Source organism: Kineococcus mangrovi (assembly GCF_041320705.1).
Taxonomy (GTDB): domain Bacteria; phylum Actinomycetota; class Actinomycetes; order Actinomycetales; family Kineococcaceae; genus Kineococcus; species Kineococcus mangrovi.
This window is the reverse complement of the sequence record NZ_JBGGTQ010000019.1, coordinates 1-2,436: the sequence shown is the minus strand read 5'-3', so window position 1 is coordinate 2,436 and position 2,436 is coordinate 1. Positions and strand designations below refer to the sequence as shown.

Sequence of the window (2,436 nt, the reverse complement as noted above, 5' to 3'; positions counted from 1 at the left end):
GCTGGTGCGTAGTAGACAAGCGATCGGCCTATTAGTACCGGTCAGCTCCACAACTCGCTAGTCGCTGCTTCCACACCCGGCCTATCAACCCCGTCATCTCCAGGGAGCCTCCCACCCCAAAGGGGCACGGAAACCTCATCTCGAAGCAGGCTTCCCGCTTAGATGCCTTCAGCGGTTATCCCTTCCGAACGTAGCCAACCAGCCATGCCCTTGGCAGAACAACTGGCACACCAGAGGTTCGTCCGTCCCGGTCCTCTCGTACTAGGGACAGCCCTTCTCAAGTTTCCAACGCGCGCAGCGGATAGGGACCGAACTGTCTCACGACGTTCTAAACCCAGCTCGCGTACCGCTTTAATGGGCGAACAGCCCAACCCTTGGGACCTACTCCAGCCCCAGGATGCGACGAGCCGACATCGAGGTGCCAAACCATGCCGTCGATATGGACTCTTGGGCAAGATCAGCCTGTTATCCCCGGGGTACCTTTTATCCGTTGAGCGACCGCGATTCCACACTCCACGGCCGGATCACTAGTCCCGACTTTCGTCCCTGCTCGACCTGTCGGTCTCACAGTCAAGCTCCCTTGTGCACTTACACTCAACACCTGATTGCCAACCAGGCTGAGGGAACCTTTGGGCGCCTCCGTTACTCTTTAGGAGGCAACCGCCCCAGTTAAACTACCCACCAGGCACTGTCCCTGATCCGGATCACGGACCGAAGTTAGACATCCAGAACGACCAGAGTGGTATTTCAACGACGACTCCACCAACACTAGCGTGCCAGCTTCACAGTCTCCCACCTATCCTACACAAGCCGTCCCGAACACCAATACCAAGCTATAGTGAAGGTCCCGGGGTCTTTCCGTCCTGCTGCGCGTAACGAGCATCTTTACTCGTAGTGCAATTTCGCCGAGTTCGCGGTTGAGACAGCAGGGAAGTCGTTACGCCATTCGTGCAGGTCGGAACTTACCCGACAAGGAATTTCGCTACCTTAGGATGGTTATAGTTACCACCGCCGTTTACTGGCGCTTAAGTTCTCAGCGTCCCCACGACAAGCGCGGGTAACCGGTCCCCTTAACGTTCCAGCACCGGGCAGGCGTCAGTCCGTATACATCGTCTTGCGACTTCGCACGGACCTGTGTTTTTAGTAAACAGTCGCTTCCCCCTGGTCTCTGCGGCCCTCAAACGCTAGCCCGCGAAGGGCTTCACGCCTCAGGCCCCCCTTCTCCCGAAGTTACGGGGGCATTTTGCCGAGTTCCTTAACCACGATTCACTCGCACGCCTCGGTATTCTCTACCTGACCACCTGAGTCGGTTTAGGGTACGGGCGGCTCGAACCTCGCGCCGAGGCTTTTCTAGACAGCATGGGATCACCCTACTTCCCCCCTACGGGGTCACCATCAGGTCTCAGACACAGCATCAAAGCAAGAGAGGCGGATTTGCCAACCCCTCGTCCTACACCCTTGGACGTGGACAACCATCGCCACGCGGAAGCTACCCTCCTGCGTCACCCCTGTTAACACGCTTGACTACTACCGGATCGGGCCACACGCTCCACCAACACCCACCCGAAGGTGGATGCGGCTTTGGGTGCTTAGCATCCCCGGCCTCGCCATGGACGGTTCTACACCGGTACGGGAATATCAACCCGTTGTCCATCGACTACGCCTGTCGGCCTCGCCTTAGGTCCCGACTTACCCAGGGCGGATGAACCTGGCCCTGGAACCCTTGGTCAATCGGCGGACGGGGTTCTCACCCGTCATTCGCTACTCATGCCTGCATTCTCACTCGCGTGCAGTCCACCACACCATCACCAGGCGGCTTCACCCCACACACGACGCTCCCCTACCCACCCACACACCTGCCCACCACCACACACCGCCAGTCACGAAGACCAACGAGTCGATGGAGAGAGGTTCATATGTGAGTGCCACAGCTTCGGCGGTGTACTTGAGCCCCGCTACATTGTCGGCGCGGAATCACTTGACCAGTGAGCTATTACGCACTCTTTCAAGGGTGGCTGCTTCTAAGCCAACCTCCTGGTTGTCTGCGCAACTCCACATCCTTTCCCACTTAGCACACGCTTAGGGGCCTTAGCTGATGATCTGGGCTGTTTCCCTCTCGACTACGAAGCTTATCCCCCGCAGTCTCACTGCCACGCTCTCACTTACCGGCATTCGGAGTTTGGCTGACGTCAGTAACCCGGTGGGGCCCATCGGCCATCCAGTAGCTCTACCTCCAGCAAGAAACACGCGACGCTGCACCTAAATGCATTTCGGGGAGAACCAGCTATCACGGAGTTTGATTGGCCTTTCACCCCTACCCACAGCTCATCCCCCAGGTTTTCAACCCTGGTGGGTTCGGTCCTCCACGCGGTCTTACCCACGCTTCAACCTGGCCATGGGTAGATCACTCCGCTTCGGGTCTAGAGCACGCGACTA

Annotated in this window: 1 rRNA gene; it reads right to left on the bottom strand. The window is 58.0% G+C overall.

Going from position 1 to position 2,436, the window contains the following annotated elements:
* Nucleotides 1-11 precede the first annotated feature (11 nt).
* Nucleotides 12-2,436: ribosomal RNA gene (locus tag AB2L28_RS20720) — 23S ribosomal RNA — on the bottom strand; the annotation flags it as partial.